25 protein-coding genes are annotated in these 25,395 nt (G+C 43.1%); 4 read left to right on the top strand and 21 right to left on the bottom strand.

The features are described from left to right. Positions 1-29 precede the first annotated feature (29 nt). The 7 genes from MKY19_RS14955 to MKY19_RS14925 form a co-directional block, all read right to left on the bottom strand. Positions 30-1,046, bottom strand: a complete 1,017-nt coding sequence (locus MKY19_RS14955) for an LLM class flavin-dependent oxidoreductase (RefSeq protein WP_339271388.1) — start codon at positions 1,044-1,046, stop codon at positions 30-32. A gap of 11 nt (positions 1,047-1,057) precedes the next feature. Beyond that, positions 1,058-1,810, bottom strand: a complete 753-nt coding sequence (locus MKY19_RS14950) for an amino acid ABC transporter ATP-binding protein (RefSeq protein WP_076286779.1) — start codon at positions 1,808-1,810, stop codon at positions 1,058-1,060. Further along, positions 1,807-2,517 carry an amino acid ABC transporter permease gene (locus MKY19_RS14945; RefSeq protein WP_339804048.1) on the bottom strand — a complete coding sequence of 237 codons (711 nt, stop codon included), beginning with the start codon at positions 2,515-2,517 and terminating at the stop codon, positions 1,807-1,809. Before MKY19_RS14945 ends, MKY19_RS14950 begins: the two co-directional genes overlap by 4 nt. Next, the gene (locus MKY19_RS14940) at positions 2,514-3,299 is read right to left on the bottom strand and encodes an amino acid ABC transporter permease (protein ID WP_339271384.1); all 786 of its coding nucleotides are present in this window, start codon (positions 3,297-3,299) and stop codon (positions 2,514-2,516) included. Before MKY19_RS14940 ends, MKY19_RS14945 begins: the two co-directional genes overlap by 4 nt. A gap of 33 nt (positions 3,300-3,332) precedes the next feature. Further along, the gene (locus tag MKY19_RS14935; protein WP_042188293.1) at positions 3,333-4,184 is read right to left on the bottom strand and encodes a transporter substrate-binding domain-containing protein; all 852 of its coding nucleotides are present in this window, start codon (positions 4,182-4,184) and stop codon (positions 3,333-3,335) included. A gap of 4 nt (positions 4,185-4,188) precedes the next feature. Next, positions 4,189-4,704 (bottom strand): GNAT family N-acetyltransferase, encoded by a 516-nt coding sequence (locus MKY19_RS14930; protein ID WP_339271382.1) that lies wholly within the window; start codon positions 4,702-4,704, stop codon positions 4,189-4,191. A gap of 118 nt (positions 4,705-4,822) precedes the next feature. Then, positions 4,823-5,716, bottom strand: a complete 894-nt coding sequence (locus MKY19_RS14925; protein ID WP_339804043.1) for a LysR family transcriptional regulator — start codon at positions 5,714-5,716, stop codon at positions 4,823-4,825. A 363-nt stretch (positions 5,717-6,079) separates the two neighbouring features. Here MKY19_RS14925 and MKY19_RS14920 point away from each other — a divergent pair, with 363 nt between their 5' ends. Then, positions 6,080-6,613 (top strand): GNAT family N-acetyltransferase, encoded by a 534-nt coding sequence (locus tag MKY19_RS14920; protein ID WP_339248302.1) that lies wholly within the window; start codon positions 6,080-6,082, stop codon positions 6,611-6,613. 131 nt (positions 6,614-6,744) lie between these two features. On the opposite strand, the gene MKY19_RS14915 is transcribed toward MKY19_RS14920, so the two are convergent. From MKY19_RS14915 to MKY19_RS14900, 4 genes are all read right to left on the bottom strand, one after another. Then, positions 6,745-8,682: a hypothetical protein gene (locus MKY19_RS14915; RefSeq protein WP_339804040.1), complete on the bottom strand. Its 1,938-nt coding sequence runs from the start codon at positions 8,680-8,682 to the stop codon at positions 6,745-6,747. A 215-nt stretch (positions 8,683-8,897) separates the two neighbouring features. Continuing rightward, positions 8,898-9,791, bottom strand: a complete 894-nt coding sequence (locus MKY19_RS14910; RefSeq protein ID WP_076299742.1) for a sugar phosphate isomerase/epimerase family protein — start codon at positions 9,789-9,791, stop codon at positions 8,898-8,900. Positions 9,792-9,815: 24 nt separating this feature from the next. After that, entirely contained in the window at positions 9,816-10,673 is an 858-nt protein-coding gene (locus tag MKY19_RS14905) for a sugar phosphate isomerase/epimerase family protein (protein ID WP_339804036.1), read from the bottom strand. Beyond that, positions 10,670-11,728: a Gfo/Idh/MocA family oxidoreductase gene (locus tag MKY19_RS14900; RefSeq protein WP_042188278.1), complete on the bottom strand. Its 1,059-nt coding sequence runs from the start codon at positions 11,726-11,728 to the stop codon at positions 10,670-10,672. The genes MKY19_RS14905 and MKY19_RS14900 overlap by 4 nt, the downstream gene beginning before the upstream one ends. A 123-nt stretch (positions 11,729-11,851) precedes the next feature. Between MKY19_RS14900 and MKY19_RS14895 the strand changes: the two genes are divergently transcribed. Both MKY19_RS14895 and MKY19_RS14890 read left to right on the top strand, forming a co-directional pair. Next, positions 11,852-12,721 carry an AraC family transcriptional regulator gene (locus tag MKY19_RS14895; protein ID WP_339804032.1) on the top strand — a complete coding sequence of 290 codons (870 nt, stop codon included), beginning with the start codon at positions 11,852-11,854 and terminating at the stop codon, positions 12,719-12,721. Between the two features lie 180 nt (positions 12,722-12,901). After that, entirely contained in the window at positions 12,902-13,471 is a 570-nt protein-coding gene (locus MKY19_RS14890; protein WP_339804029.1) for a hypothetical protein, read from the top strand. 35 nt (positions 13,472-13,506) lie between these two features. Here MKY19_RS14890 and MKY19_RS14885 read toward each other — a convergent pair whose 3' ends face one another. The 6 genes from MKY19_RS14885 to MKY19_RS14860 form a co-directional block, all read right to left on the bottom strand. After that, positions 13,507-14,406, bottom strand: a complete 900-nt coding sequence (locus MKY19_RS14885; protein ID WP_339248287.1) for a glycerophosphodiester phosphodiesterase — start codon at positions 14,404-14,406, stop codon at positions 13,507-13,509. Between the two features lie 141 nt (positions 14,407-14,547). Next, positions 14,548-14,751, bottom strand: a complete 204-nt coding sequence (locus MKY19_RS14880) for a biotin transporter BioY (RefSeq protein WP_339804026.1) — start codon at positions 14,749-14,751, stop codon at positions 14,548-14,550. A 151-nt stretch (positions 14,752-14,902) separates the two neighbouring features. Further along, positions 14,903-15,892 carry an ABC transporter substrate-binding protein gene (locus tag MKY19_RS14875; RefSeq protein ID WP_339271364.1) on the bottom strand — a complete coding sequence of 330 codons (990 nt, stop codon included), beginning with the start codon at positions 15,890-15,892 and terminating at the stop codon, positions 14,903-14,905. Positions 15,893-16,022: 130 nt separating this feature from the next. After that, positions 16,023-16,997, bottom strand: coding sequence for an AraC family transcriptional regulator (locus MKY19_RS14870; protein ID WP_339804022.1), 975 nt, complete (start codon positions 16,995-16,997; stop codon positions 16,023-16,025). Positions 16,998-17,281: 284 nt separating this feature from the next. After that, on the bottom strand, positions 17,282-19,042 hold the full coding sequence (gene dhaK, locus MKY19_RS14865; RefSeq protein WP_339804019.1) for a dihydroxyacetone kinase subunit DhaK: 1,761 nt from the start codon (positions 19,040-19,042) through the stop codon (positions 17,282-17,284). Position 19,043: 1 nt separating this feature from the next. Further along, complete coding sequence (locus MKY19_RS14860; RefSeq protein WP_339804016.1) at positions 19,044-20,180, bottom strand: glycerol dehydrogenase; 1,137 nt, start codon at positions 20,178-20,180, stop codon at positions 19,044-19,046. A 202-nt stretch (positions 20,181-20,382) separates the two neighbouring features. On the opposite strand from MKY19_RS14860, the gene MKY19_RS14855 reads away from it, so the two are divergent. Then, positions 20,383-21,417, top strand: coding sequence for a PocR ligand-binding domain-containing protein (locus tag MKY19_RS14855; protein ID WP_339804013.1), 1,035 nt, complete (start codon positions 20,383-20,385; stop codon positions 21,415-21,417). On the opposite strand, the gene MKY19_RS14850 is transcribed toward MKY19_RS14855, so the two are convergent. Genes MKY19_RS14850 through MKY19_RS14835 form a run of 4 tightly spaced genes read right to left on the bottom strand, consistent with a single transcriptional unit; the run spans position 21,380 to position 25,359 of the window. Next, positions 21,380-21,916, bottom strand: a complete 537-nt coding sequence (locus tag MKY19_RS14850) for a redoxin domain-containing protein (RefSeq protein ID WP_339804011.1) — start codon at positions 21,914-21,916, stop codon at positions 21,380-21,382. The genes MKY19_RS14855 and MKY19_RS14850 overlap by 38 nt on opposite strands. Further along, positions 21,913-22,632, bottom strand: a complete 720-nt coding sequence (locus tag MKY19_RS14845) for an ABC transporter ATP-binding protein (protein WP_339804008.1) — start codon at positions 22,630-22,632, stop codon at positions 21,913-21,915. Before MKY19_RS14845 ends, MKY19_RS14850 begins: the two co-directional genes overlap by 4 nt. Continuing rightward, a complete protein-coding gene (locus MKY19_RS14840) occupies positions 22,625-23,446 on the bottom strand; it encodes an ABC transporter permease (RefSeq protein WP_076286793.1) in 822 nt (273 codons plus the stop codon). The genes MKY19_RS14845 and MKY19_RS14840 overlap by 8 nt, the downstream gene beginning before the upstream one ends. Further along, on the bottom strand, positions 23,446-25,359 hold the full coding sequence (locus MKY19_RS14835) for a NosD domain-containing protein (protein ID WP_339804005.1): 1,914 nt from the start codon (positions 25,357-25,359) through the stop codon (positions 23,446-23,448). Before MKY19_RS14835 ends, MKY19_RS14840 begins: the two co-directional genes overlap by 1 nt. Between the last annotated feature and the right edge of the window lie 36 nt (positions 25,360-25,395).

Here is a 25,395-nt window from a genome sequence, read left to right as displayed (position 1 = left end):
GATTTCCCGTGTGATCCTGATCCGCCCGCTTATGCCTCTGCCGGCACTTCAGAGATTGCTTCGCTCAGTAGCTCAAAGGAGCGGAACCGTTTGTCAAAAGGCTGCACATTCGTAGTTATGATGAACTCCTCAACACCGGATGCCTCTGAAAGTGCCAACAGCTGTTCACGTACAGAGTTTTTTGTTCCTTTGGTAATCTCTGGTTCCAACTCTTCAATCGTGTATGCTTCATTGCTCTGGCGGGCAAACTCCTCCGCCTGTTCCCGGGTTCCAACAGTTAGCTTCTTCCCGCTTGCCAGCTGAATCCGAATCAACTTATGTGCGCCCGCCAGTTCTTTCGCTTCCTCTTCGGTATCAGCCACCACTAGTGCTAAAGCGATAATTGCTTGCGGTTGTCTGCCCTGTGAAGAAACAAAACCGCTTCGGTAAGCACGAATAGCATCTAGCGCTACTGTCTTATCGCTATTAATAAATAGGGAGAACACATAAGGTAATCCAAGTTCAGCAGCAATCTCTGCACTGCCTACACTCGCGCCAAGCACATACAGCTCAGGCGGAATACCAGGAAGGGGACCTGCCTTCAAGCCAGCCAGCGGGTGGTTTTCTTCGAGCCGGTTATGCACATATTTCTCCAACTCGATGATTTTGTCCGTTAAGCTAGGGGATTCGGTTCTTTCCTGCTGAAGCGCTTGTGTGCTGCGCGGGAGTCCACCGGGAGCGCGTCCCACTCCGAGATCCACTCGGCCAGGAGCCAGTGTAGACAGCACATTGAAGTTCTCCGCCACCTTGTACGGACTGTAATGCTGGAGCATGATGCCACCGGAGCCAATGCGGATGCGCTCTGTTTTGGCCAGCAGATGTGAGATGAGTACTTCTGGAGAAGAACCGGCTACCTGCTCAGAGTCATGATGCTCGGAAACCCAGAATCGATGAAATCCAAGCTCCTCAGACAGTTGAGCCAGCTTAATGGTATGCTGGAATGCTTCCTCTGGCGTTTCTCCCGGATAGATCGGACTTTGATCGAGTATGCTGATAGTAATAGCCATTGTTTTTCCTCCTATATGGAATAGTTAAATTCAGGTGTGATTCGCTTCAGGAACTGCTTCGTTCTTTCTTCGCGCGGATGATTAAACAGCTCTGTCGGCGTTCCTTCTTCAACAATGACGCCTCCGTCCATAAAAACCACATGATTCGCCACATCACGAGCAAACCCCATTTCATGGGTGACTACAATCATTGTGATGCCTTCCTTGGCAATTTTTCGGATAACAGCCAGCACCTCACCCACTAGCTCAGGGTCCAGCGCCGATGTTGGTTCGTCGAACAATATAACCTCTGGTTCAAGCGCCAAGGCGCGGGCAATCCCTACACGCTGCTGCTGACCCCCGGACAGCTGACTCGGGTAGGCGTCCAGCTTGCTGGCAAGACCAACCTTTTCAAGCAGTGCAATACTCCGCTTTCTCGCTTCGTCCTTCGGAAGCTTTTTGACAATTAACAGCCCTTCCATCACGTTCTCCAGCGCGGTTTTATGACGGAACAAATTGTACTGCTGAAATACCATTGCCGTTTTTTGCCTTAGCTGATGAATCTCCTTTTTGCGGGCATGTTTGCAGTTCACTTTGAAATCGCCAATGGCGATCTCTCCGCTGCTTGGCCTCTCCAGATAATTCACGCAGCGTAAGAGAGTCGTTTTGCCGGAGCCACTGGGGCCGAGAATGACGACAACCTCTCCCTTCGTCACCGTTAAATCTATATTATTTAATACCTGATTCCGACCGAATGACTTCGAAATTTGCGCAAGTTTGATCATGCTACTCCACCTCGATTGTACAGATTAATCCTTTTCTCAATGACCGACGTCACGCGTTCGATCAGAAATGTTAGTGCCCAGAAGATCAGTGCTGCCGCCAGATAAGCCTCAAAAAACTTCCAGTTCGTTGAAGCCACTATCTGTGCCTTAGCATTGATATCCACCACCGAAACCGTAAAAGCAAGGGTAGATCCGTGCAGCATACCGATTACTGAATTCGAAAGATTAGGCAGACTTGCCGCCAGCGCTTGAGGAAAAACAATCCGCTTTAGTGCTTGGGGCGTAGTCATACCGATAGAGTGGGCTGCTTCTAGCTGACCGCGATCCACAGCGAGCAGACCGGAACGGACGACCTCGGACATATAAGCTCCAGCAGTAATCGAGAACGAAATATAAGCAAAACCGATCATCGGAATCGAAACCGACCTAAAGCTCCAGCCGAAATTCGCCGCCAGACCATCAATCAGCACAGGAAGCCCAAAATATATAAGCAGCAGATGCGTCAGCATCGGTGTCCCTCGGATGAAAGTTACATAACCAACTGCCAAGGGGTAGAGCACTGGAACTCTGTATAGCCGGATTAAGGCTACAGCCACGCCAATCACAAAACCAATTAACACAGAGACACAGGTGATATATAAGGTCGTAGGAATTGCACTCAGAATCTGCACCAGAGCGGTCCATATAAACGATGGGTCTAGTTTCATAATCCGGTGCCTCCTTTGCCCGTTCCTAATTCTGCAATAATGCGACGGTAGGACCAGCTTTTGTTGATTTTGAACAAATTTTTCTCCGGTGTATTCCGTTTCTCATGCCGTAGCAGATGGTGTTCTGCTACAAGCAGCAGCTTCTCAATCGTAAAGCTGATGACCAGATAGATAAGCGCAAGCGCGATATACGTTTCAATAAAATGCTGAGTTAGGCTGCCAAGCGTCTGAGCTTTACCTGACATTTCCATCACCCCGAGGGTAAAAGCTAATGACGTATCTTTCAGTAGTGCAATTACTAGATTAGAGAATACCGGAACTGCTATACCTAGCGCTTGGGGCAGCACGATTCGTGTAAAAGCTTGAAACCCCGTCATCCCCGCAGCATATGCAGCCTCCACCTGCCCCTTATCCACCGCCATCACAGAAGCCCTAATCATTTCGGACATGTATGCTCCCGTATGCAGACCGTAGGTCAGAATCACAAAGACAAGTACTGGAGTTCGGGTCATATCCACATGGACCAGCTTCATGATTTCAGGCAAACCATAATAAAACAAGAAGAGCTGGATAAGAATCGGAGTTCCCCGAAAAAAAGAAATATAGATTTCGGAGAGGGTCTTTAACACAGGCACTTTATAAAGTCTTGGCAGAGCTACGAGAAAGCCGACAATAATTCCTGTCAGTAGAGAACAGGCGACAATCAGAAGCGTGGTACTTAAAGTCCCTAGTAACTTAGGCAAAAACGAAAATACAAAACTGATATCAAACTGTGCGCCCATATATTCCCTCCCTTCCCGTGCTCACCGGCTCAATCATTTAACCGAATCCGCTGTAACATCCGCACCCAGCCATTCCGTGCTCAGCTTACCCAGTGTTCCGTCCGTCTTCAGCTCTTTAATCGCACTGTCAATCGCATCTGACAGCTTTTGTGAATCGGCATCATCCTTACGGAAAACATAGAGAATGTCCGCGGAGGACAGCTCGTCGCCCGTAGCTTTTAGCTGACTCTGCGGATCAATGATCGGCAGGACAAAATCTGCAGCCAGCGTAGCGTCCACACGCCCAGTACTAATCTGTGCGACGGTATCATTCGCTGCACCGTTCTGATACACGATATTAATCGCATTGTCGTGCTCTTTATTGTAGTTCTCCAGAATTTGCGCTTGTGCGCTTGTCGCACCGACTAATACCTTTTTTCCTTTAAGATCATCCAGTGATTGGATCGAGTCATTATCCTTCGCCACTACGATGCGGTTTCTCCAGTGGGCATAGGCTTCTTTGTTAAAAGAATATTTCAACTCCCGCTCCGGATTTTTCTCCATGACATGGGCAACCAGGTCGATTTTTTTGGTTTCCAGACTCAGCAGTAAATTGCTGAAATCCATGGTTTGAAACTCGAATTCATATTCAGGCAGCTGCTTATCGATTTCTTTGAGCAGTTCCACATCAAAGCCTGTAAGCTTGCCGTTCTCATCTATGAAGCAGACCTTCGGAAAAGCAGTACCCGTGCCTACGATGATCTTAGTTACCTTTGTCGAACTATTTGCCGTTGCCGAAGCTTCGGCTGCATTTCCATTCTGACTACTGTTCGTGCTGTTATTTCCGCAACCTGCTATCGCCAGTGTCAATAACGATGCAATTACTAATGAAATGGACTTTTTCATTGTTCTATCCCCTTTGAATGATTTGTGGTTTATCTATGAGTGTTTTTTTCATCAGATACATAATGCCGTCACCATTCTGCTGATCCAGTTCCAGAAACCGTTCATATCCCCGGCGTTCATACATTTGAACTAACCATGGGTGCTTCTTCGCCGTTGCCAGCGTGACCGCAGCCGAACCCAATTGTCCAGCAATAATGTGCTCTTCCACCCAATCCAGAAGCTTTCCACCATAACCTCTGTTACTGTAATCCGGATGAGCAGCAAACCATTTAATAAAAGGCAGTGGGCTAATCTTCTTAATCTCTTCTTCTTTTGAAAGTGTTATCGTCGCAACTATCGTTCCATCAACTTCAAGCACATAACACTCATTCGTAGCAATATTGTCTTCAATAAGTGCCAAGTCAGCTGTAGCCGCCGGCCAATGCAGCCCGAGCTCACGAATCAGCTCATACGCTCGATATGTAACCTCAAGCAAAATCTCCGCATCTTGCAGTTCTGCCAGTCTGTATGTCTCACTCATCGCAAGCCCTCCATCCTTCCGAAATTAAATTTATAATTCCTATCGAAATAGTCGTCATTATATGCAATTAACTTTATCACTGCATGTGTCCATGCGCTAATAGAGTTTTTTAATACATCTATACAATTAGTCGATCTCCCGTTTTACCAATCCCGAGTTCAAGTAGAGTTTCTATGAATTCAGCGTTCTCCCCATTTAGTGAAATCAGGCTGGTACGTAAGGAGATGCCTTCCGTCTCCGCAATATCCACCCGTACTAACGTCCCAGCTGCTACTTCCTCTTGCACACTAAGTGCCGGAAGGAAACAGATACCTGCTTTTTTCAACACCAGCTTCTTGGCTGTCTCCAGGTTATCCACCTGATATTCAATTTTCGGTGGCTGTTCCATGTTCTCAAATACACGATGCAGTCGCATCCAATCCAAAGACCCGCATTCAAAAAAGACTAACGTCTCCTGGCGAATATCTTCCAGCGATGTACGTTGTGCCTTAGCTAAGCGATGCCCCTTCTCTACATATAGCGAAATGGGGTCTTCGCAGAAAGGAAAGGCTTGAATGGCTGGATTTACGACCTTACGGATAAAAGCCAGATCTAGCTCTTTCGATTTCAGCTTATCAATCAATACTTCCGTAGAAGCTGTCGTCAGCTTGATCGTGATATGCGGATACCTGCGCTTCAAATGAAGCATCAGATGCGGCATTAAATAATTGGATACCGAGACAGTACTGCCGATCCTCAGTTCATTTGGAATATGCCCCTTGGCCTGAACCTGATATTTACCGTTCTGATAGATCTGGAGAATCTGCTGGGCATAGGGAAGAAATTGCTTACCTTTATCCGTTAGGCTAATCTGCTTACCTAACCGATCAAACACTCTGCAATCCAATTCCCTTTCGAGCGATTGAATCCGTGCCGTAACTGTCGGCTGAGAGATATATAGGACTTCGGCCGCTTTATTGAAGCTTCCATAATGGTTAATGTAGACAAAAGCCTCAATATTTTCAATGTTCATCCCTAATCCCCCTAAACTAATATTAATTTTACTATTCCGATGAAAAAACAATGAAATAGAACGATGCTTTCCTATAGATTTTGTTTATATCTTATGCACCCCCCTATTTTTTGTCAACTTAAATTCCGTGTAAAATAATCGGATTTTCACAAAATTTCCTTCATAAATGATTAATAATTTAAAATTCGAAACTATAGAAGCTATAGTGAATCCCTTTATAATCGACTGTTATGTTTATTTCATATAGAGCTTTTCTATTCATTTATCAAAATAATAAAATACCCCTTATATAACTCGGAATTATCGTTTATAATGACTTCATTCGTATGAACTATACATTAACTGAAAGGGGATCGCGAGATTATGTCACAAAAGATTATTATCCGTGAAGCTGAGAATAATGACCGTGATGCCATCGCTGAAGTGATACTGGACGCTTACCACCAATACTCGGAAATTATGCCCGAGCCGTTGTGGCTAGCGTACCGGAAATCACTTCTTGAATCTGTCCATGGCGATGCCCCGATTATGCGGATCATCGCTGAAATCGACAAGAAAATCATTGGTAGCACACTCTTGTTTAGCTCCTCGGAAACGGCTTACGGTAAACCAGAGTTAGGCATTCACTCCCCTATCCTACGCCTGCTTGCCGTATCCCCATCCGCTCGCGGCCTCGGTGTTGCAACCCATCTAATTCACGAAGCTGCTAGGAGATCTCGTGAGTTAGGAGCCACCACTTTAAATCTGCATACCTCAGAAATGATGGCTTCAGCAATCAAGCTCTACTATCGCTTAGGCTTCAAACGGGCGTATGAGACCGATCTTATGAACGGGGAAACCCTGGTACAGGGTTTCCAACTAGACCTACTAACCTCAGTCCGTACAACAGCAGGATAAATATAAAATTCGAGACAGACTTACTCGATGAATATAACGTCTTCTTAACCGTTGTCTTGAAATTAAAAAAGAAGCCTCGGGAAGCTTCCCAATGATCTTATGTGATCATTGGGAAGCTTCCCGAGGCTCATTTAATTTCCTTTTTTATAGGTAATTTCTTTAAAACTCACAGTGATATTGCCTTCATTATACGCATCATCCAGGCGATGATCTAAAATTACAGTTGCTTTGGCGGGGATGGACGAAAAGCTAGCCCCCTTCTGCTTCTTCTTTACATCATAGAGATAATAAGAAACATTCTTAACCTTCAGCCCTATAGTATCCTTGTACAAAAGTTCTACGGAATAGGATTTTATCACAGCTACATTAGCGTCCATCCATCCTACAACTTCAACCGCTGCATCTTCTTGGTCGCTTTCAGTCTTAATGGAGCCGATGGGAAGCCCATCCTGATTATAAAAATCAATTTTTTGGGGAGCGATTTTCAAATAATCGATATCGATGTCATGGATTCGGTTTTGGTTCATCTCTGCTGTATCCATCCAGGCAATCGTGCCCGCCGGGTTCCACTTTATTTTCTCAGAAGGTACATATTGCTCTTGTGGTAAAGCTACAGTGCGTAGCGAAGCTCCTTTATTATCGTAAAAGGTTAATTGGCCGCTCTCATCATCATGTACAAATCTCTTAAAGGTTGGTGAAAGAAACAGGGATGGCGCACCGGTCGTCGAGTGAGGGATTACCGGATATTTTAGAAGATGCACATCGTCCTTTCCTTTCCTCAGATCAAACAACCATACATTGCCGAGGTAACTTTGCATAAATAATATTTGTTCATCCGCATTCCACTGGAATTTATAGATGTAGTCAGAATCATCAGAAAGCGGCCAAAAGTCTTCCCGAAGTCGCTCAATATCTCCTGTAACAACATTATAAGAGGACAAATGATATTTCCCAGCTTCTTTCGTCAGATCCGATTCCAGAAATAATAGATGATCCTCGTCCAACTTGATTAGCATATTATAGTTGTTCATAAATGCATTGTTCCAACGGTTATCGGTATCGATCAGCTCATCGCTCCATTTCACCATCACCTCATCCGTAGCAGGATCATGGGCTAGTAAAGCGTTAACTGCATTATGGTCACCATAGAAAAAATGAATGGTGTGATATAAGATTCCTTGTAATTCAACCACTGCCCCACCGTTTAATAGATAGTTATTTTCGGTTATGCCAATTGGTTTAGCCACCAGTTCTCCATTTGAGCTCCGTACTGCATTAAACTCCAGACCCTTAAAGTTTGCTTCCAAAAATATAAGTTTTTTTAACTCGACAGTTGATTCCTTAGTAAGTGTGTAGCCTGTGCTTGTTTCGTTCACATTCATTAACATGCCTTGCTCGCTTGTTTCGTTAATCCATAGATGAAAGGCATATTTATTATTATTTGAAATTAGAACAATATCGTAGTTAGGCGTTGCGGTATTTAAATTTCCTGGTATTTGTACAGCGGTACGGATGGCTCGGACGAAAGTTTCTATGCTTTCATGATCTATGTATTCAGCCTTTATGTTAGCATTCACTGAACCATGTGCTAGAGATTTCGCTACTGTGATTCGCTTGATTTCCTCGTCAATTTTTAGATTATCGGCTTCTACTTGTTGCTCATTGGGTTGAAATAAGTCAAGTAAAACTACTTTTTTTGTTTCCGGCAGCTTGTAATGTCCATTTTGTCCTGATTTGGTGAAAAGACCATTATTCTCGCCCTTAATCCAGAATGAGAACTTTTCGTTTTCTTTATTCTTCAATTCAACAGTAGCTTCATAATCGGGTGCTGCAATATCAAGCTTGGCGCTGTCATACTCAGCAGTATGTATAGCTTCATTGAATTGTTCTATTAAATTGTTGTCCGTTATGGTTATCGATTCACCGCCAGCATTCTGGACTTTAATGGAATTAACAGAACTCAGATCGATTAGTGGTTGATTCGCATTATCCTTATTCCCTGTATTGATACATCCAACAATGATTACTGAAATGACTGCTAAAAGGGCTAGTAGATTTATCTTTTTCATATAGGCTCCCCCTTCGTATTCTCTCTTCTTTAACGCCAAATAGAGGATAAAGTTGCAATAAATGAGATTAGCAATTGGATCAGATTCTTATCCTGAACTAAGTAAAATTGTTTGTAGCAATAAAAAAGCCACCGTACAGGCCTGTTCTCCTGTAAGGCAGCTTCTCTTTTATCCCAAAGGTTGGATGAACTATTTAATCATTATCACTACCATGTTCAGACCCGAAAAGCCTTTAAAAAATTCACAGCCTGGCGGATATCTTCCTCTGGATTAGTGCCAACTTCCCGTTCTATGGTCAGGAAACCTGTATAACCGATGTCATTCAGCGCTTGCAGATAATTGTTCCAGTCGACAGAACCTGCTCCAAGTGGAACTTCACGGAACGCCGAGCCGGTCTCGGCCATTTCAGCCATCTTCTCATGGTCTAATGCGGGTGCTTCATAACCATATTGACCGTAAACATCGCGCGGATCGATATCGGCAAGTTTGAGACCATCTTTAGCATGGGTGTGTACAATGTAGTCTTTTAGTGTATGAACACCTTGCACGGGATCATCACCAGTCACCATCACCATGTTGGCCGGGTCAAAATTAACAGAAACCCCTTTGGAACCCAGACCGTCGAGGAACGTCTTCAGACGCGCAGCGGGTTCTGGCCCAGTCTCAATCGCAAAGTAAGAATTCATCTCATGCGCGTATCTGCTTAGTTCCTCACAGGCGATGTGCATGGTTTCATAAATTTTACTGGTGTGGTCAGAGGGAACAATACCGATATGTGTAGTTACGATATCTGTACCTAGCTCCTTGGCCAGCTCCATAATGCGTTTGGACTTTTCGATTTTGGCACGGTTCTGTGCAGGGTCCTGAAATCCATGTCCGCCTAAATCTCCAACGAGGGCAGAGATTTCGAGACCCAGTGAAGCGATGTATTCCTTCCATTCACGGCGGGCTGAAGGAGAAAGGTTAGCGGGATCAAATTCACCTTGTACTGCATAAATCTGAACTCCATCAGCCCCTGCTTCTTTTGCCTTGCGCAACCCCTCTTTTACTCCGACCTGAAAACTGTCTACGATAACGCCGATTTTGTTAGTGATAATTGGTTTAACCATGCAATAATCCTCCTTTAAAATGAATTAGTTTTGGTTCCAAACCCGCTTGATGTATTGGAGCCCAAGTCTTGTCCCCTTACGGCACTCTTCCATTCCCTCAAATTCTACAGAGATATATCCGTCGTAGCCACTTTCTTTAACGGTTCGAATGACACTCGGCATATCGATGTCTCCTTGACCAACGATGGCACCCCTCAACCAGTTCCCACCAGTAGACTGGAACCAGCCTTCGCCAGGCTGGCGATCCTGCGGACGAATATAAAAATCTTTGAAATGTACCATCGAAGCAAGCTTAATATTGTTAGTCACAGCAATAAGCGGATTCTCATCTGCGCACAGGAAGTTACCAATGTCGAGTGTTGTACGGAAGTTATCTCTTCCTACTGCGTGAACCAACGCCTGTACACGATCGCTGTGCTGAATAAAGTATCCATGATTCTCCACACTGGTTGTGATGCCCAAACCTGCGGCATAATCGGCAATTTCTCGACAGGCTTCAGCTAAATGTGGAAGCTCTTCCATAAAGTGCGCAATAGATAGATCATTTGACGAGGCTACATCATGCCGCATCCGCTGAATGCCTAATGCCGCACAGACGTCTACTTCCCGCTTTACCCGCTCGACTTCACGCTGTCTTTCCGCTGTCTCCAGACCGGCAAAATTCGCCCCGATAGCATAATTAGACAACTCTAGTCCACGACCTGCTGCCGTTCGTACAATCTGATCAATTAGCTCAGGATTCTCAACCAAATTGATGCCCAAGGGTACAATCTCCGCATGCTCCGCGCCCAGATCGGCGATCGTCTCAATGACTCCTTCAAGCGTAAGCTCACCCGTTGAAAAAGCTGAATGCAAACTGTAGGTACTGATTCCTAGCTTCATAGTTTCACCTCTTCGCCTTTGGCAGCGGATTCATAGATCGCGCCGAGAATCTTCATGATTGTAACGCCGTCCTGCACAGGACTAATCGGTGTAGAGCCGTTGCTGATGTTGTTCGCAAAGTGATTAATCTCATTCTGGAATGCACTGTTGAACTCAAACCCCTTATGATCGGTCTGCGGATAGATATTGACGATCGTATCCGACTGTTCTTTGACGAGGACTATCTCAGGATCAATTTCAAACCCACCCTTGTCACCGTACAGACGGACCGAGCGCTCGTCTTCTTTGGCATGCAATGTAAAGCTAACATCAACCATCAGCGAAGCTCCATTCTCAAAACGAATTAGTGCATTTGCTAAATCTTCCACCGTATTGTTCGCTGCGTCGTAATCAGCGGCTTTATAGAAAGAAAGGTTCTTGATATTGGAACGATTGCCGAGCTTCCGGTAGGTATTGGCACTTACTGATACTGGATTCGGACGGCCCATCAAATACCAGCATAGATCGATCACATGGACGCCGATATCAATCAATGGTCCGCCGCCGGAGCGTTCAATATCACTGAACCAGCCGCCGGGATTACCAAGTCTCCGGAACGTCGTTGCCTTCGCATAGTAGATTTCACCGAATTCTCCTTGTTCCACCAATGTCTGAAGTAGCTGGGCATTAGAGTCATAACGTCGTACAAAGCCTACTTGCAAAATTTTACCGCTCTTTTCTACTGCCTGCTGAACCTGAAGCGCTTCTTCAACCGTGCGGCAAAGGGGCTTTTCCACAAGTACATGTTTGCCTGCCTCAAGTGCCGCGATGCTAATCTCAGCATGTGAGTTGTTCCATGTGCAGATGCTGACTGCATCTATTTCGGAATTAGCCAGCAATTCACGATAATCCGTGTATACGTTCTCCACGTTATACTCAGCAGCAACAGCTCGTGCACGCTCTTCATTCAGGTCACAAACCGCATATATGATTGTCTGCGGATTATTCCGATAAGCACTTAAGTGCATACTGGAGATAGAGCCGGTTCCTATTACGCCAATTTTGATCATATCCATAAATACTCTCTCCTTTATTTTGCATAGGTTATGATTCGTATTATAATGATTTCAACCCTAAACACCATGCAGAACCTTGCGGTTTCATTTGTACAATTGTGCTATAGGAGGTGCAGTCAATAAATGTTGGACTATGATAAACATCTACAGGAACCCATGGACATGCCGGATCCCGAGTTTCCGATTAAAGTACATACCCAGCGCTTCAACCAAGAGGGAGTTTTGTTGTTCCCACATCATTGGCATGAGCATCTTGAGTTTCTGTTTATTGAAAGGGGTGAGGCTGTTTTTGAATGCGGACGAACACCGATCAACGTACGGGCTGGTGATTTAGTTGCTGTGAACAGCAACGAGCTGCATTATGGGGTGAGCGCTTCTTCTGATTTATTGTATTATGCGATCATTGCAGATACTTCTTTGCTGCATAGTGCGGTAAGCGACGCTGCCGAGACCAAGTTCATCGCCCCGATTCAGCAGAACCAGCTGCTGTTACGTAATCATATCCGGGGGGATCAGCACATTACAGACTGTGCGCTGGCGATTATTCGGGAACTGGAACTTCGCGAATTTGGATATGAGCTGGCCGTGAAGTCCGAGCTATACCGCCTGCTAACGTTGCTATTGCGCAGACATATCGTCACCGTACTCTCACAGGCTGAGCAAGAAAGACGTATTCAAACCGTTGAACGCTTCGCACCTGTTTTGCGTTATATCGATACACATTACCAGGAGCCCATTCAAGTTGACGAACTTGCGGCACTAACAGGGCTAAGCCGCTTCCATTTCAGTCGTCTCTTCAAGGAATTAACTGGTCATACGATTTCGGAATATATAAATGCTGTCCGTTTAGACCGTGCAGATTATTTGCTAAGGCATACCCAGTTAACGATTTCTGAAATCGCTACCACAACTGGCTTCAGTGATATCTACTATTTCAGCCGGACTTTCAAAAAACATAGAAAAGTACCCCCAAGCAGTGTGAGAGAGTTCTAGTTAGGGTGAACAAAGGAAGCAGTCTTGTACTTGCTATCGCTCCTTAATTTTAACATCAAAAAGGTCAGGAAAGGGTAATCCCCTCTACTGACCTTTTTTTATTTTATTAATTGCATAAAAGAAACTATCTTCCATCTTATGGGTATAATTAACATAACAAAAATATAGGAGGAGATTTCATTGAGAAAAATAATTAAACTGACTATATTAGCACTTTGCATAATGATTCTACCGGGAACAATGATTTATGCCGCATCGAACCAATCAGAAGTTTCATTATATTTCAATAATGTGGTACAAAAACAGGCAGCAGTAATATCCGAGAGGGACATTCTCTTACCTGTTGAACAGCTCTCTAAAAATTTGTTTGCTTTAATCGCTTTAGATGAAACAAGTAAAACGGTTCGAATCTACAAGCCAAATGTGAACATGGTATTGCTTGATAACAATGGAGAGATTTTCGGTAAGGTAAAAAGCCCTTCACGGTTTGCCTTTTCAACCTTATTACAAGTAGATCATTTAAAAACAGAAATTTCAGATATAAAACTTACGATCACTGATCCCGCAGATAAAACAGAAACTATCGATAATCAACAAATTAAGAAAAGTGAAGAAAACTTTTGGTTCAAAACTAACGAATTTACTTATTCGTTTAATACAAAAGGCACCTATACTATTCAAGTGTTTTTTAAAGACGTAAATTCAAAAACATGGTATCCTGTCTCTGAAATCGATGTATTCGGCATATGAATTTCCGATAGTTGAATTCCCGTTTCCGTACTTCCTCACTTCTTATTATTCTTAATCACTTCATTAAAACGGTCAGGAAAGTTGGTATGTACCCCGTCTACGCCCCAAACCACGGCTTTGTCCATATTCACTTGATAATTCACTGTGTACGGAAATACCTTTAGACCCGAATTTTTCACCTGTGCGACATAGGAGGAATTTATTCTTTGAAAGTTAGGGCTAATACCAACTGCATAAGTTTTCACCCGATTGATAAAAGACTCTGGTACTTTGTAAACCGGAATATTATACCAAACAATTTGATAAAGCGGGATCTCTGGGTTAATCGAATGAAGCTTACGTAAACTCGCCTCACTAAATGAATGTACGGAAACATGATCAGACAGATTATATTTTTCAATTTGTTCGTTTAATATGGTTTCGATATTCGGATACAAAGCAGGATCTTTAATCTCAATCATATAGTCCACTTCTTTTCCAAACCTTTCAAATACCTCTTCTAACGTCGGAATACGTAATCCAGCATATTGTTCCCTAGCAAACATGGGATATTGTTCGTTAAACCAAGAGCCAGCGTCTAATTTCGAAAGCTGCTCTAAAGTATAATTCTTAACATACCCCGTTCCATTTGTCGTACGATTAATAGTTTCATCGTGAATAACAACAGGAACACGATCCTTAGTTAACTGAATGTCTAACTCGATATAATCGGTATCCATATCAATGGCTAGTTCGAATGCAGGTATAGTATTCTCAGGAGCATATCCCGAAGCGCCACGATGAGCAATGGTATAGACTTTGTCCGCAGGCTCGAGAATTTCCTTCACTTTAGTACGAATCCATGGAGAATAGGCATACATTGAGGTACATAATAAGATCAACAAAAATATGTGAATAAATATAAAGTACATTTTAGAATTTTGAATCCTTTGCATAAAACTTCCCTCTTCTTTTCAAAAATTTATTGTTGTTTACTTGGTGCTGTTTTCTACATCATATCCAGTTAATTACCATTCATAATCCTATCAAATCTCCTCTTGATTTATAATTATGTAAAACCTGCGGATTATTCTAAGCTATATCGCAATGATGGCTGCAGTAACCGCTTTAATGATATCACCTGGAAGAAAGATCACCACACTTGTTAATCTAGCCCAAATGGAAGTATTCGTAATCAATGCCATGATAGGCGCACCTATCAGATTAATCAACATTACACCAAAAATCAAATTTACGACAATTAGATTCCAAGTTCTGACATACAGCGAATAATGCAGCATATACAAATTCTTTGATTTTCATGAAAAAACCTACATAGAAAAATTGAATGTATTGATTAGATTCATAAAGTTGGAAGAATCTCGAACTAAAAAACACTGATCCAGATTAGGATCAGTGTTTTTTTGCTACACATTTTTAAACAGAACAGCTTTACTTGTTGATATGTTCCTTGATTTGTTCAGCGATTTGTTCCAGCAATGCCTCTTTCCCCAATGCAAAGAATGCTTCATTGTAATTTTGTCTGCTTGTCATGCGATATATATTTTTCGATTTTACAGCTTTTAGGCTGCTCCAGACCTTACTTTGGTCTAGAACATTCCGGTCATTATCAGATAATAAAATGATGTGGTCTGGATTAAAGGTAGACAGTGCTTCTAGACTTGTTACTTTTCCTCCCCATGGGTCTGGTTCCGGTGTACCTGGCGCGATGAGTAATCCAAGATCATTAAAAATCATATCTGCAATACCTGTGCGGGAATAGATCCGGATTTCTTTCTCTGTAGCTTCGATTACCGCAAACGTTTCTTCATTAGTTATCTTTGTGATTTGATCATGCAGTTGTTGAGCACGTTGATCATAGGCCTTCAGCCACTCATCCATTTCTGTTTTCTTATCAAGTACCTCTGCAACAAAGGCAAACCGCTCTCTAAAAGCATTAAAGCCATAAGGAACCCTTACAGTTGGAGCAATCATATTTAGTTGATCATAGATCTTCTCTTGCGTAGGCCCTGCCAGTATCAAGTCAGGACTTGCTGCACTAATCGCTTCCAAGTTAACTTCCGTTTGAAACCATCCAACGGGCGTTACATTAGGCAGTTCTTTTTTTAGAATAGGTGTGATTTCCAGTGAATTAGCCATGTCTGTATTCCCGGTAATCACAGGTTTATATCCAAGCACTAAAAGTTCTTCAGTTGAGCCAGATACATCGGCAATTCTAACCGGGTTTACCGGTATTTCAACATCTCCCTTGGCGTCCTTAATGGTACGTGTTTCGGAGGAATTCGTAGCGACGGGTTCAGATTTTACCGCAGGTGGGGAGTTCTCCCCTTGAGCCTCCTGCCCTGAATTCCCACATCCGTACAACATCACCATCATGAATAAGGCGATTCCGACAAAAGAGATACGTTTTAAACTGAACATTTTTTCCAACCCTCTCCAATCTATTGATAATCATTCTCACTACTAGCAAGTCCGATCATACACTCTGCTGATAGGGCTAAACTACCGATAGAGGGATTAAATAACGGTTTGGCGGATATTTATTTGTTGTCTAACGTTTTTTTATTATTTCAGAAGGATTTATTCCATACTGCTTCCGAAACGCCTCCGCAAAATGACTAAAGTTGTTGTAACCTACCATCGTCGCTGTTTGACTAACACTACTCTCTCCGGAACGCATGATTTCCCATGCTTTTTCTAAACGTTTGTTCCGTAAATAGGCAAATACAGTCGTACCATACTCTTCCTTAAAACCAACTTTTAATTTGTATTCGTTAATACCCGCCAGCTTGGAAAGCTCTATGAGTGATGGAGGGTTTGCCATTTGCTCGAGTATGATTTCCCTGGCTCTCCGAATGCTTTCCCGGTCAGTGCGAGATAAATGCAAGCTACGTTTAGTATGATTCTGCTCAAAAAGAAAAGCGCCCAAATATGCGGAAAGGAGTTCTAATGCCTTACCCTCTGCGTATAACCTGCGCATTGAGGTATGATATGGGCAATCTCTCAATTGAACCAATATTCGGGAGGTTTCTGGAAGAATAGGCATACGGAACATACGAAATGATTGTGTATCTAACAGCCCGGATAAACTGCAAGTATGTAGAGATCCTTGCTCTACCATCCATGAATCGAACAGTGTTACCGGTACACCAATGGACAGTAAACGGATGGGTTCAGCACTGCGATAGTGAAATTCGGCTTGGAAATCTCGCATGAGCTGCAATGAACAACTGTCGGGCACCAACTCGTGACTATTGCCTGTTACATGAACTTCTCCGCTGCCCTGTAGACAAAAGCTTAGCTCAATCATAGCTGCTTCGGATTGAACTCGGACTAAACGATCCTCAGTGAAACGGTAATCACTATCTACAATTTCGATCCCGGAAGATGTGATAACCCTATCGACGTATCCATGGTCACTAGGTTGTGAGAAATGCATTCGCTCTGTGGTGTCCCTTATAGCCGGAGTCTCAAACAATGCATTGAAATACCCGTTATAGATGTTATGAATTGATTTTCTTGTCATTATTTCATACCCTCAGCAGATCTGTAGTACGCTGTAACCCCAATGTAGTGTTTTATCATGAGGAGATCACCTTTATTCATGTATTAAATGATAACGATTATCATTTAGATCATTATATTCGAGGCATTAGCTAAACTGCAACGAACAGTTTATGAGGAGTGTTAGCGTATGATTCCAAATACAAACACCCCCTCATCCTAATGGATAAGGGGGTGTCGATTTCTGTTAAACAGCTTTTAACTTTCGTAGCATTATTCAGATCCGGATTCAGTTTATATTATCTCTTATCTCATCGATTTAGCTAGCTCTGTGAAAATAACTCCAAGCGCGTAAGCTCCTGCATCCGGATAACCAATGCTGCGTTCACCTACCGTGCCTGCTCTTCCCATACGGGCGACGATATCGGAAGTCTTCTGGGCACCGAGAACTGCCGCCTCAGCAGCTTTGATAGCTGCCAGCTTTATATCTTCGCCTTGTTCTGCGCTTTGTGTCCAGGCATCCGCAAAAGGTACAAGCGCATCAATTAAAGTCTTGTCTCCAACGACAGCACCTCTCCCGAAAGACCTTTCGCCCGTATCTTGAATTCCTTTGACGACCGCTTGCATCATATTAGCAAATTCCTGAATGGATAACTCCTGCTTCTGCAGCGCAGTCTTGCTCGCAGCGCGGAAGCCCGATCCCCAGATCGGCCCGGAAGCTCCTCCACAATGCTCCATAATGATCAATGAACAAGCATCAAGGAAGTCACCGATATCGCTGTGATGATTAGCTAGAATATCTTCCCATTCTACTTTCAACTGCTTAAAGCCCTTGGCTACGCTCATCCCAAAATCACCATCTCCGGCGTGGGCGTCTAGCTCGCAGAACGGTACCTCATTCTCGATAATGACCTCACTCATTTGATCGATCAAAAATACGATATTTTGTAAGGAAAACTGGTTGTTCTTAATTATCGCTGCTTCAGCATCCGTATTATTCTTGAAGGATACCGTGCTGTCTGCTTTCTCTTCCTTGATGACTTCCGTATATTTTACAGGCTCAAATGGACCTTTAACCGACAATGCCGGTGTATCACACGGAGCAGACAACCATTTCTTCAGCGTCTCATCCAGCTTCATAATCGACACTGATGCGCCAGCCATATCGATGCTGGTCATATAGTTGCCGACAAATACTTTAAACACTTGCTTATTCTTCGCCGTCAATTCACGGATCACAGAATTATTCAACAAATAAAGCTCTTGCAGTGGTGTTCCACCAAATCCATTGATCAGAACTGCAACTTCTTGCTGCGACTCATCGTTCATTTGCAAGTTGCTCAGCAAGGACGTAACCATTCGCTGCGCGAGTTCATCCGCTGACACGGCTTTTTCTCTGCGAATTCCAGGTTCACCGTGAATTCCAACACCGTATTCCATCTCATCCTCTTCGATATGGAACGTCGGGGTTCCTTTGGCAGGAACGGTGCAAGATGTAAAGGCGAAGCCGATGGTGCGAACATGGTCAATCGCATGTTGCGCCGCTTCTTTTACTTCCGACAGGGACAGTCCTGCTTCTGCCGCAGCCCCGGCTACTTTATGAACGAGAACAGTTCCGGCCACCCCTCGTTTCCCTACGGTATAGAGACTGTCTTCAACGGCAATGTCATCGTCTACTTTGACATATTCCACTTGTATGCCATCTTCACTTGCGAGATGAGCCGCATTTTTAAAGTTCATGATGTCACCGCTGTAGTTCTTAATAATAAGCAGCGTTCCCTTTTTACTAGCAGAGCTACGGATCGCTTGGTAGACCTGAATCTGGGATGGAGAAGCAAACACATCGCCACACACGGCTGCATCCAGCATACCGCTGCCTACGAACCCGGCATGGGCCGGTTCATGCCCACTTCCTCCACCGCTTATAAGTGTAACTTTATCGGTGTTGATCTCTTTTTTAGAAATCACTTTGAATTTATCGTTGAAATCCAGCTCAGGATGCGCTAAGACAAGTCCATTACACATTTCCCGGACTAGCGTTTCCGGCTTATTCATAATTTTCTTCATCTTATAGCTCCTTACTTAATTTGTATTGATGGCCTAATTGGTCGGCAGCCATAATCGCCGATGCTACGGCTTCTTCTGTAATTGGGAACGGCATCGAATGAATCGATTCCTCAGCAATACAAGCTTTTTTAGCAACCTCAAGAAGTTCTTCGTAAGTGACTTGCTCCACTCCGATATCTGCTAAGCACACCGGAAGCCCAATAGACAGGCAGAAATCCAATACTTCTCTTAATTCGGTACGGTCTGCATTTTCAAGCACCAATTGAGCAATTGTACTGAAGGCTACCTTCTCACCATGATAATAATGATGCGTTCCTTCTAAAGCTGTTAAACCATTATGGATCGCATGAATCGCAGCCAATCCTCCACTTTCAAAGCCTAGTCCCGATAACAAAATATTCGTTTCAATGATATTCTCCAAGGCTGGGGTTACGATATTCAGATCGCAGGCCTGCTTCGCCTTGAACCCATTTTCAAGCAAAGTGTCATAACACAGTTTGGCAAGACCTAGTGCGGTTATTGTTCCTTTAGCTTCCCCACAAACACCTTCACGAACCCCGCAAGGCAATCCCGCATTCACATTGGAATAAGAATTTGCTGTAGCTCTTGCTTCGAAATAAGTGGAGAGTGCATCACCCATCCCTGCAACAAGAAATCTTGTTGGCGCTTTGGCAATGACTGTTGTATCGATCATGACTACACTTGGGCTTTGCTTGAAATAAGCATAATCATCAAACTCACCTTCTGGGGTATAGAGTACCGCGGAGTGGCTTGTTGGTGCATCTGTTGCTGCTATCGTTGGAACGATAATCAATGCTTCACCTTCTGCTACGCATTTTGCCGTATCAATCGCCTTACCTCCACCCAAACCAATCGTACATGCACATCGATGTTCCTTAGCCAGAGCCTGTAATCTTGCAACTTCTTGTCTTGAGCATTCCCCATGGAAGCCACTTTCAACAAGAGTTATATTAAATTTCTGTTTAGTTGACTCCAATTTATCTTTCACACGTGTAACATCATCTGGATGTGCAATGAGCAGTGCGGAATCACCGAATGTTTTTACAAAATAGCCTAAATTCAAAAGTTCATTCTCACCTTGCACATATTTCGTCGGACTGATAAACGCTCTTCTCATTTTCATTCCTCCTAGGTTGTATATAGTTATTATTATAGATTGCTCTATTTCGGTATGCATGAAACAATAAGATCAGAATAAAGCGTTTTCTTATCGAGTTTTTTTGTCTTCTTATTAAGGAATAGTATTATCTTGTCCTTTTGAGCAAAAATTCGCTATAATGTTCAATATGTTTCTATAACTTACCTAGGAGAATATCGTGATGTCCAAATCTCGATTTAATTTAGAAGAAATAATTGATTTGAAGAAATGGGAGAAACTGCAGGATTCTTTATCACTTGTGACTAAAATGGCGATTCTTACCGTAGATTATAAAGGCGTTCCCGTGACTAAGCACAGCTTCTGTCAGCCTTTCTGCCAAGGCGTTCGCCAAGATTCTACTCTCTCTCCTTATTGTCAAAAATGTGATGCTCGTGCCGGCATTGAAGCTGTACGCCAGAACAAGCCTTATATTTATTTATGCCATTTCAACATTATCGATATCGCGATTCCAATTATTATTGACGATCAATATTTGGGTGCAATTATGGCTGGACAGCTTAAGCTTCGTGAACCTGATGTGTCACAGCTGGAGCAGATAGTATCTAGGCCACCTAATGTTGAGTCGAACATGAAGTTTCAAGCGCTCAAAGAGGATTACGAAGCACTTCCTGTCCTATCCTACGATGAAGTAACCAATTGCGTGGACCTACTTCTACAGTTAAGTACTTACATCGTGGAAGAAGCCATTCAAAAGCGTACTACCGTTGATTTGTACAAAAGAGTACTGACCACAGATATCGATATATCTGCTTCAGCAGAATCTTTCGAGGAGACAGACCTTACTTATCGCAAAATTCAGTCTCTGCAGCAAGAGTTATCAGGAGCGCTTATTGAGACCAAATTGAAAAATGGAGCACAAAAGTTCGTCTCTTCAAATGCAGTGCTTCAGCCTGCGTTCGATTACATCTATGCGCACAAAAATGAAAATTTCAGCCTAAAAGAAATGGCCAAGCTTTGTCATATCAGCCCCAGTTATTTCAGTCGCATATTTACAAAAGAAACAGGCGAGAACTTCTCCCTCTTCGTTGCCAGGCTCAAAATTGAATGGGCCAAGCAGTTGCTGGAAACCACAGACGCACCTATTAATCAAGTGAGCGATGATTTAGGATTTTGTGATACTGGTTATTTTATTAAAACCTTCAAACGGTTCGAGAATCTCACTCCAGCTGTATACCGGAATATGTATATGAATTGATTAGTTGCATTAAGGGGAAATCTGTGATTTCGCCTAATATAGCCTCTTTGATCTTTCCCTCTCCGTTTATAATAAACGTAGCAGGAAGCGCACTAACTCCGAATGAAGTAGATATTTTTCCGGTAACATCGATGACAACTGGAAAAGAAAAACTGTGATTCTTAAGATATTCGGATACAGTCCCTTTAGACTCACCAACATTAATAAACAAGGTTTCAATTTGAGAACTAGTGGATTTGTGAATGTCATTCAGAAGGGGCATTTCTCGCACACATGACGTGCACCAGGAGGCCCAAAAGTTAAGCACCACAATCTGTCCCTGAAAATCGCTTAGTCGAACCTTTTTACCTTCTATAGAAGTAGCTTCAAATTCGGGAGCGATAGAGCCCACAGCAATCCTCTCAGATGAATCTCTTGTTTCATTATGGCTAAATACCCATACAACAGTCGTGACAGCTGCGATGATCACCAGCAAAGCAATGATTCGACGCATGCTCATTTCAGACCCAGACTATGATTAAAGGCTGTATACAGAGAACCAAATTTCGCATGAAATTCTTTGGTCGGACCTGAACCAACATTTCTTCCATGACTTAAAAAGACAATCTGATCTGCGATCTTATCAGCGATTTCTAACTGGTGTGTGGAGAAAATAACAGTATGCCCTTCTCCCTTGATTCTTTGGAGTAGGTCTACGAATTCATTCATCCAGAAAGGGTCAAGACCGTTTGTGGGTTCGTCCATAATTAGCAACGAAGGTTTGGCCAGCAATGCCTGAGCAAATAAGATACGCTGACGCATTCCCTTTGAAAAGGTGTTGACGAGACGATTTCGTTTATCCTGTAGACCTACTAAGCCAAGGACTTCGTTTACTCTCGCTTTGCGATTGGGTACCCTACGGAGAGCGGCCCAAAAAGTCAGAGCTTCCTCTGCTGACAGCCCCTGATTGAATTGATAATCATCCGGCATATAACCAATTTGTTTCGAGAATTGTTTGCGTGATTTGTGCCAGTATAAACCACTCACTGAGATTTCGCCCACCGAAGGCTGAATAATACCGGCAACCATTCGCAAAACGGTACTTTTGCCAGCCCCGTTACCGCCACATAGTGCAAGTATGCTGCCAGTGGGGATTTGAAAGCTAATCTCTTCAACTATTGTTTGCTTTTTAATAACCTTAGAGATTCCTCTTACATTCACTAAGGGGTTATCCACGAGAGCGCCCCCTTTCCCATATCCAATATACAAACAGGATCGAGCTCAACATCCAGACTAGACAGACTCCCATAAACAACAAACTACCCTTCGAACCATTTATCCATTCTACCCATTGGTAATATTCAGGTCCCAGCACTGAACCTCCGCCCAGCTTAATTACAACGAATAACCGAACAAGCTCTGCTGGGTTGAGTATTGTGAATACGACCAGCAAGGGCTTAATCCAGAGATAAGGCATTAAACCTAAAAAGGCGATCAAAAAGGTCGGCCACCCTATTACTGTGAAAAACCACACAGCAACAGAAACAGTCAGCGCCTGCCAGCGGTTTCTTGATAATGAACCGATAAACAAGGCGATGGTCAAGAATAGTAAAACAAGTCCTGCGGAAAACAACAAAAATAGAAAGTAAGTAGTAGAATCATAGGCCATGCCCAAGAATCCACTAATCATTCCCATTAAACCATAGCCGAAAGCCACAACCGTAAGTAATACGACAGCCAGCCCCACATACTTGCCAAGAATAAATGACAACGTTCCTATTGGATAAGTAGATAAAAGCTGCCAGCTACCCTCTTCCTTTTCTGAAGTCAGTGAAAAAGAGCCTAGAAATAATGTCATAAGCGGCAGCAGATACAAAATTAGACTTAGCATGGAACCTGTAACTGCGGTGTAGCCTTGAATCTCATTTTGTGCATTAATCAGCAGTAAGCCAAGACTAAACGCACAAAATAATGCCAAAAAAGAATAAGCCCATGGATTTCGAAACCCCATTTTAATCTCTCTGCGTGCGACTTGCAGGATATCAACCATTACATATCCATCTCTTTATCCGATGTCATACCTTCCATTTCCTCTGACTTATGCTCGTCCATATGACCTTCTCCGCCATTCATATCCATTTGCATCATATCCGTATTTTGTTTCCATTCATGCTTGGACAGATCACTTGCTGACAGAACGCTGCCAACACCTTGTTCCTTCACAAAAGCTTCGGCAGAAGCAGTATCCTTGAAGCTGATAACTCCATAAGCCATAGGTGTGCGTAGTGTCTCATCATAGACAAAGCTGGCCTTACTGAATTCTACCCATTCTTTGTCGTTATAGTCACGGACATAATCCTTTCCAATGTTTTTGGTTCCATTCTTGTTCTTCCATTCATTCATACAACCAATATCATCAAACTTATAATTCTTCCCGTCTTTCGTTGTTAGCTGAGTAGCAAAGGCATCGTCCTTAACCTGCATATTGCAAATCGCGCAAATATCAACTTCTTCATTAATCGCCAAAGGTTCAAACTTTTTGGAACCACAAGCCGCTAGAATTAACAAACCCACCATCAACATCAGCATTAAACTCCATTTTTTCATAACCGTAATACCCCCATATATAGTATTTGTGATCACAGAGAAAAACAAAAGTAGCCAACCGGCTACCATCACCGCCCCTTGCCCCTCACTAACTTGTCCAACATCTGCATGAACTGAATCCAATTGCATAAGCGGCTCTGGATCGGTGGACCATTGTTCTTTATCATTTGTATACAGATCGCTTAAAAATGTCATGCCCGGTGATTGAAAAAAGAGCTGATAAGCAGCATTTTCTGTAACTAATTGCTGATAAAATGGATTAATAGCATATGATAGATCACTTACGCCATCACCCGATACATCCAGCCCTTCGAATGAATCCCAAAAATTTCTCGTCATCTTATTATTCTTAGAATCCGTTGCCTGTGCTTCAATCACATTCGCAATAAAAGCATTCTTCTGAAAGCGGTTGCCTTCAGAACCCTCAAATTGAATCCCAATATAATTTCGGAGCACCATATTATTCTGGAGAGTGTTGTCGGAGGATTGTTGCATATAGATTCCTACCCGATTTCCTTCCACGAGGTTATTTACAATCTGAGAGGTACGAACGTCAAAGAGCAGGATTCCTTGAGAATGAACATTCTGATTTTGTTTACGAAAAGAGTTTCCTGATACCATAACGTCGCTCACGCCCATCACCATCGCGCCAGTAATATTGTATTCTCCAATATTGTTCGTTACAGATGATCCATTGATATACATACAGTGAACACCGTATCGCAAATGAAAGAGCCGATTATTATCCACCTTTGTATTGCGACTCTTCTCTAGATAAATGCCATCTCGGAGATAAGAGATTTCATTCTCTCTGATATCTGAACCATGAGAGTTATAGAGATCGATGCCATTACCTCTTTTTCCCGAAGCAGCACCTTTAGGTATAAACCAACGGATTTTATTGTTTACTATAACTCCACTATCAGCCTCACGTAGCATAATGCCAAAGCCAAATGTATGTATGACTAAATCTTTCAAAGTTACCTGATCGGCTTCCACCCGAATCGCTGCTGCTTCTCCCCCGTTATGCTGCTGTATATTAAGTCCTTGAAGCTTTACCCCATCAGCCTGAATCATAACTGCAACCTCAGCATCGGGAGATGAATTTAATAGTGTTGCCCTTCCTTCCCCGCTAATCGTCAGCCTTTTATCAATTTGAACCGGACCCAGGTAAGTACCTGGAGCTAAAGTAATTGAATCTCCGATTTGGGCCGCATTAATAATCGGCTGGAGTGGAATCGCTTTCGAAGTAGTATTTGCACTGGCACTCCCACTGTAGGCCGTGATTATTAAGAAAAGGCTGAAGAACATCATTAGCATTACTCTGAGGTGACAGAAACTTTTGCGTATAACCATTGTTCACCCCCTATCAGCAATTCATTCTCTAATCTA

The organism is Paenibacillus sp. FSL R5-0744 (assembly GCF_037972555.1).
Taxonomy (GTDB): Bacteria; Bacillota; Bacilli; order Paenibacillales; family Paenibacillaceae; genus Paenibacillus_AQ.
Note: the sequence above shows the minus strand (reverse complement) of the source record. Positions and strands in the feature narration are given on the sequence as shown.